The 6203-nt window shown below is 59.6% G+C and carries 5 protein-coding genes; 2 read left to right on the plus strand and 3 right to left on the minus strand.

From position 1 onward, the window contains the following. Nucleotides 1-189: 189 nt before the first annotated feature. Nucleotides 190-660: an Lrp/AsnC family transcriptional regulator gene (locus ACP7EW_RS24100; RefSeq protein WP_016976082.1), complete on the minus strand. Its 471-nt coding sequence runs from the start codon at nt 658-660 to the stop codon at nt 190-192. Between the two features lie 123 nt (nt 661-783). Between ACP7EW_RS24100 and ACP7EW_RS24105 the strand changes: the two genes are divergently transcribed. Together ACP7EW_RS24105 and ACP7EW_RS24110 are read left to right on the plus strand one after the other, a co-directional pair. Beyond that, on the plus strand, nt 784-2019 hold the full coding sequence (locus tag ACP7EW_RS24105) for a methionine gamma-lyase (protein WP_426220334.1): 1236 nt from the start codon (nt 784-786) through the stop codon (nt 2017-2019). A 155-nt stretch (nt 2020-2174) separates the two neighbouring features. Further along, the gene (locus tag ACP7EW_RS24110; RefSeq protein WP_426220336.1) at nt 2175-2843 is read left to right on the plus strand and encodes a response regulator transcription factor; all 669 of its coding nucleotides are present in this window, start codon (nt 2175-2177) and stop codon (nt 2841-2843) included. A 44-nt stretch (nt 2844-2887) separates the two neighbouring features. Here ACP7EW_RS24110 and ACP7EW_RS24115 read toward each other — a convergent pair whose 3' ends face one another. Continuing rightward, entirely contained in the window at nt 2888-4846 is a 1959-nt protein-coding gene (locus ACP7EW_RS24115; protein ID WP_426220338.1) for a MacB family efflux pump subunit, read from the minus strand. A 3-nt stretch (nt 4847-4849) separates the two neighbouring features. Continuing rightward, nucleotides 4850-6001: a macrolide transporter subunit MacA gene (gene macA / locus ACP7EW_RS24120; RefSeq protein WP_426220340.1), complete on the minus strand. Its 1152-nt coding sequence runs from the start codon at nt 5999-6001 to the stop codon at nt 4850-4852. Nucleotides 6002-6203 lie beyond the last annotated feature (202 nt).

Consider the following 6203-nt stretch of genomic DNA (forward strand, 5'->3'; position numbering starts at 1 on the left):
CATCGCGGCGGCCCACGGATTCAAGCCGGAGTGAGGGCACACCGAGCCTAGGCGAGGTGCCGAGTGTTGGGGCGAAGACCTTTTGGTTACTTTTGGGGCGTTTGCCAAAAGTGACCCGCTGTAAGAGCGGAACCATAGGTAGCCGTTACCGAAGCAACGGATATGTACACAGCACAACACAAGCCCCCATCACCCTGGCAACGGAATCACCCTCAACGCCCTAACCGACTTATAAGAAAAACTCGAATAAATCTCCTTGACGCAAGGCAACGTCTGCAACACCTCCCGCGCAAACTCCCCAAACGACTCCAGATCCTTCGCCACCACTTCCAACAAAAAATCATAGCGCCCGGACACGTTATGACACGCCACAATCTCGGGAATCTCCAACAACCGCTGCTCAAATGCCCGAGCAATTTCCTGGGTGTGACTCTCCATCATGATGCTGACAAACGCCGTCACCCCATACCCCAATGCCTTGGGTGAGAGAATCGCCTGATACCCACTGATCACCCCGCTCTCTTCCAGGTTGCGCACCCGCCGCCAGCACGGCGAGGTCGTCAAGGAAACGCGGTCGGCCAATTCAGCCACCGTGAGACGGGCATTGCCCTGCAACGCGTTTAAAAGTGCTTTATCGGTGCGATCCAGACTGACAGGCATAACGTGCCTCTATTCATTATTTTTATGAGGTTTTCATCCAAAAACACAGGGACCAGCAGCAAATATTGCAAAGTTCATCTCTGGTTATGAGCATAGCATTGTAGGAAATAAGGAGCGTCCGACATGAACAATAAACACAATGCATTCGGCTTTTCCACCCGCGCCATCCACCACGGCTATGACCCAAAAGACCACCACGGCGCACTCGTCCCGCCGATTTATTTGTCAGCCACCTTTGCTTTCCCAACCGCTGAATACGGCGCCGCCTGTTTTGCCGGCGAAGCGAGCGGCCACTTCTATACACGTATTTCCAACCCGACCCTGGCGCTGCTGGAGTCACGCATGGCCACCTTGGAAAATGGTGAAGCTGCCGTGGCGTTCAGCTCAGGCATGGGCGCGATTGCCGCGACGTTCTGGACCCTGCTGCGCCCCGGTGATGAGGTGATCGTCAGCCAGACCCTGTACGGCTGCACGTTTGCCCTGCTGCACCATGGCATCGGTGAATTCGGTATCAAGGTGCGGCATGTCGACCTCACCGACCTCGAAGCCCTGCAAGCCGCTCTCAGCCCCGCCACCCGCATGATCTATTGTGAAACCCCGGCCAATCCCAACCTGCGACTGGTGGACATCGCCGCCGTAGCCGCCCTCGCCCACCAGCAGCCAAATGTCACCCTGGTCGTCGACAACACCTACTGCACACCCTACCTGCAACGCCCCCTCGACCTGGGCGCCGATGTGGTGGTGCATTCGGCCACCAAGTACCTCAGCGGCCACGGCGATATCACCGCGGGCATCGCCGTGAGTAGCCTGGCCCTGGCCCAGCGCATTCGCCTGCAAGGCCTCAAGGACCTGACCGGCGCAGTGATGTCGCCACAGGACGCCTCGCTGTTGATGCGCGGCCTCAAGACCCTGGCGCTGCGCATGGATCGTCATTGCAGCAACGCCCAGGCGGTGGCCGAAGCCCTGCAGGCGCACCCGGCCGTGCAGTGGGTGACCTACCCAGGATTGCGTTCTTTCCCGCAATACGAATTGGCGACACAGCAGATGAAACTGCCCGGCGGCATGATTGCCTTCGAACTCAAGGGCGGCATCGAAACCGGTCGGCGTTTCATGAATGCACTCAAGCTGTTTACCCGTGCGGTCAGCCTGGGTGATGCCGAGTCACTGGCCCAGCACCCGGCGAGCATGACCCATTCCACCTACACCCCGCAGGAACGTGAGGCGCACGGGATCAGCGAAGGGTTGGTGCGCTTGTCGGTGGGGCTTGAGGACGTGGCCGATCTGTTGGCGGACGTGCAGCAGGCACTGGCCAAATGCACACGTACGGTGACGCGTGCTTCTAAGCCTGTAAGTGTTTAATCCGTTTTTTTAAGATTGGATCCCCTTCCCGTCGCCAGGCTGTACTAGCATAGGTTCCGGCGGGAAGGACTATCACGGTAGGTTATTCGCATTGGCTTGCATCTTAATCCCCGTCGCTATAAGGCCGAATACCTGCACGCCTCATGGACGAAATGATGAACTCACAGCTGTTCCCTCATATTGGCAAAGTCATCGCCAGCACCGGCAGCCGCCATTTCCCACGCATGCTGCATGACCTGATCCTCACCCAACTGGCAGTGGACGCCACCCATATCACGCAATTGCAGGTCAGCGCCGACGGGCACACCCGTCGCAAGATCAGCCCGGTCTACACCGATTCGGTGGAGGCGTTGGGCGACGAACAACCCGCCGCGCAATTGCACCTCACCCGCCGCAAGGATGACGTGCGCTACGTGTTGTCGGTGTATCGCTCGCACCAGTCCGAAAGCTTTTCGCCCCAGGAACGCAGCATGTTGCAGGACTTTTCTACCTTGCTGCTGCCCATGGTGGAAAAACACATCGCCGCGATCCAACCGTGCCGCCAGGACAGCGACGCGGTGGTGCCGGAAAACCAAGGTATCGAAACCCTGCGCAGGCGCATTCAAGAACGACTGGTGCAGTCAGGGTTGACCTTGTCCAACCGTGAGCTTGAAGTGTGCGTGGGCCTGTTGGCCGGGCGCACGGCGCCGGAGTTGGCGGAGCAGTTGGCGTTGAAGGTCAACACCATCGAAAGCTACCTGAAACGCGCGTCGATCAAGCTGGGGATCAGCGGGCGGCATTCGTTGTTGCGGTGGATGTATGCCACTGAGGACACGCTCTCGTAAAAAACACTGCAGAAGCCGGCTTGCCGGCTCCTGCAGCGGGTTGCTCAATCTCTGGCAAGCGCCTCGATCGGATCCAGCCGCGCCGCATTCCTGGCCGGCACAAAGCCGAACACAATGCCGATCAACGTCGAACAGGCAAACGCCGTGATGATCGAGCCTAGGGAAAACACCATCTCCCATTCCTTCACAAACAACGAAAACAGAAAGCCCAGCGCGTAGGACAGCGAGATTCCGATCAGCCCGCCGATCAAACACACCATCACCGCCTCCACCAGGAACTGCTGGCGGATATCCGACTGCCGCGCCCCCACCGCCATGCGAATGCCGATCTCACGGGTACGCTCGGTGACGGACACCAGCATGATGTTCATCACGCCAATGCCCCCCACCAGCAACGAAATCACCGCGATCAACGACAGCAGCAATGCCAGGGAGCGGCTGGTTTTCTGCACCGTCTGCATGATGCTGTCGAGGTTGTTGGTGAAAAAATCCTTGGTGCCGTGGCGTTGCAGCATGAGCTTGTTGACGTTGTCTTCGACCACCTTGCTCGGCTGGCCGTCCTTGATGCGCACGGTGATGCTGTCCAGATGGCGCTGCCCCAGCAAACGCCCCGCCGCTGTTTCATAGGGCACCCACACGTTCAACGCCTTGCTGGCGGCGAACATGTTCTTATTGTCAGCGGTGACCCCGATCACGGTACACGGCAGGTTGCCCACCAGGATCACCTGGCCCAGCGGGTCAACGTTCGGGCCGAACAATCGGTGACGGGTGTTGTGGTCGATCACTACCACCTGGGCCTGGCGCCGCGCATCGCTTTCGCTGAAGGCGATACCGGCTTCGAGCTTCAAGCCCTTGACCTTGAAGTAGCGATCACTCACGCCATTGACCTGCGCATCCAGGTCGATATTGCCAAAGCGCAGCAACAGGTTGCGGCCCACCACCGGCGTGGCACTGTCGACGTAATACAGCTGGTTCAACGCGTCCACGTCCGAAGGCATCAAGGTCTCGATGGCCGAGGCGCGACTGTCGCCAAAACTGGTGCCGGAAAAGATATCGATGGTGTTGCTGCCAATCGCCTGGATGTCCTTGAGCACATAACGCTTGGCGCCTTCGCCGATGGCCGAGATCGACACCACCGAAGTGATACCGATAACGATACCGAGCATGGTCAACAAGGTGCGCATGCGGTGAGACACCAGCGCGACCCAGGCCATGTTGAAGGCCTCCTTGAACAACCCCAGGCTCGCCACCAAGCGCCGGGCGCCGCTGCGTTTTGGCTCGATGGGTGTGTCGCTGGGCAACTCCAGGCCAGCACGCTCATTGGCCTTGTCGCTGACGATCTCGCCATCGCTCACCTCGACGATACGCTGCGCATTCGCCGCAACCTTGGGGTCGTGGGTGACGATAATCACCGTGTGCCCCGCCGCGTGCAGCTCGGCGAGGATACGCATCACCTCTTTGCCGCTGTGAGTGTCAAGGGCGCCAGTGGGTTCGTCGGCGAGGATCACTTCGCCGCCGTTCATCAAGGCGCGGGCGATACTCACCCGTTGCTGTTGGCCACCGGAAAGCTGGCTAGGCCGGTGGGTGGTGTGCCCCGCCAGACCAAGGCGCGCAAGCAACTCCCGGGCCCGGCTGTGACGCGCAGTTTCCGGTGTGCCGGCATAAATCGCCGGCATTTCCACGTTGTGCAAGGCACTCAGATGCGCCAGCAAGTGGTAGCGCTGGAAGATAAAACCGAAGTAATCACGGCGCAGTTCGGCCAACTGCTCATCCCCCAGGGAACGGGTTTCGATGCCGTTGATCTTGTAGCTGCCGGCCGTGGCGTAATCCAGGCCGCCGAGGATGTTCATCAGGGTGGATTTACCGGAGCCTGAGGCGCCGATGATCGCGACCATTTCCCCAGCATGAATCGTCAGGTCGATGCCCTTGAGTGCGATGAATTCACGCTCGCCGGCCATGAAGCTACGGATGATGCCCTTGAGTTCCAGCAGTGGCTGAGTCATCCGTCAGTTCCCCGCCACAGCCGGCGTAGCGTCGCCGATCACCACGTTGTCGCCTTCGGCCAGGCCTTCGAGGATCTGCACCTTCACATTGTTGTTGATCCCGGTCTTCACCTCCCGCGACACTGCCTTGCCTTTCGCGTCCAGCACCCGCAACGAGTAGCTGCCGTCGTTGTTGCGCGCCCCCAGCGCCGCCACCGGCACCATCAGCGCGGCCTCGGCGGTGTCGAGCACAATACGTACCTGGGCGGTCATGGCGATGCGCAGGCGATGGTCGGGGTTAGGCACATCGAACAGTGCGTTGTAGAACACCGCCGTGTTCTGCTTCGGCGTGCCGGCGGTCTGGGTTTCCAGGAAGTTCTGCGGCGCCGGTTCCGTGCCGCGCAGCTTGGCGTAGTAACGCTTGTCGGCCTCGCCGAGGATGGTGAAGTACACCTGCTGGCCGGGGCTGATGTGAATCACATCCGCCTCGGAGACCTGGGCCTTGACGGTCATGGTGTCCAGGTCCGCCAGCTTGAGCAGTACCGGTGCCAGTTGGTTGGCGATCACGGTCTGGCCTTCCTGGGTGACGATGCCCACTACATCACCGTCGATGGGCGCGACGATGCGGGTGTAGGCCAGGTTGACTTTGGCGGTGTCGATCTGGATGTGGGCGCTTTTGATCTGCGCGTCCAGGGACAAGAGGTTGGCCTGTTGCACCTGGAAGGTGGATTCGGCGTCTTCGAAGTCTTGGCGGGAGACTGATTCGTCAATCTGCAGGCCTTTGTAGCGTTCGTACACGGACTTGGCCTGCTTGAGCTGGGCAGCAGTGGCGCGGCGTTGGGCCTGGAGGTTTTCTTCGTCGACCTGGGCTTTGCGCAGGGTGTTTTGCAGGATCAATGGGTCGATTTCGGCCAGCCACTGACCTTTTTTGACCTTGTCGCCGACTTTGACTTTGAGGGATTTCAGTTGGCCGGAGACTTGGGCGCCGACGTCGACCTGTTTGATGCCTTCGAGCAGGCCGGTGGCGAGGACGGCGTTTTCGATGTTGCCGCGTTCGGCGGTGGCGGTGAGGTATTGCGGTGCGTCGGCGGGAGCTTGGACCGTGTAGATGATTAGGCCTATGGCGACTGTGATTACCGTGAGCATTCCTAGTTTGCGTAGCTTTGACTTTTCCATGGGTGGCCTTTGGTCGTGTACATATCCGTTATTTAGGTAACGGGTGATATGGGTTCCGCCCTTACGGCGGGTCACTTTTGAAAAGAGCCCAAAAGTAACCAAAAGGCTCTTGCCCCAACACTCGGCACCTCGCCTAGGCTCGGTGTGCCCTCACTCCGGCCAGCGTGTTTGACGGGGCGCCTAAGATCAAAATCAAAAGCAC

Source organism: Pseudomonas sp. DWRC2-2 (genome assembly GCF_049897885.1).
Taxonomy (GTDB): domain Bacteria; phylum Pseudomonadota; class Gammaproteobacteria; order Pseudomonadales; family Pseudomonadaceae; genus Aquipseudomonas; species Aquipseudomonas azotoformans_A.

Excerpts from the sequence above, each read along its gene's own strand:
- ACP7EW_RS24110 (WP_426220336.1), top strand. The coding sequence starts at position 2,175 with ATGAACTCACAGCTGTTCCCTCATATTGGCAAAGTCATCGCCAGCACC.
- macA (WP_426220340.1), bottom strand. The coding sequence starts at position 6,001 with ATGGAAAAGTCAAAGCTACGCAAACTAGGAATGCTCACGGTAATCACA.
- ACP7EW_RS24100 (WP_016976082.1), bottom strand. The coding sequence starts at position 660 with ATGCCTGTCAGTCTGGATCGCACCGATAAAGCACTTTTAAACGCGTTG.
- ACP7EW_RS24105 (WP_426220334.1), top strand. The coding sequence starts at position 784 with ATGAACAATAAACACAATGCATTCGGCTTTTCCACCCGCGCCATCCAC.
- ACP7EW_RS24115 (WP_426220338.1), bottom strand. The coding sequence starts at position 4,846 with ATGACTCAGCCACTGCTGGAACTCAAGGGCATCATCCGTAGCTTCATG.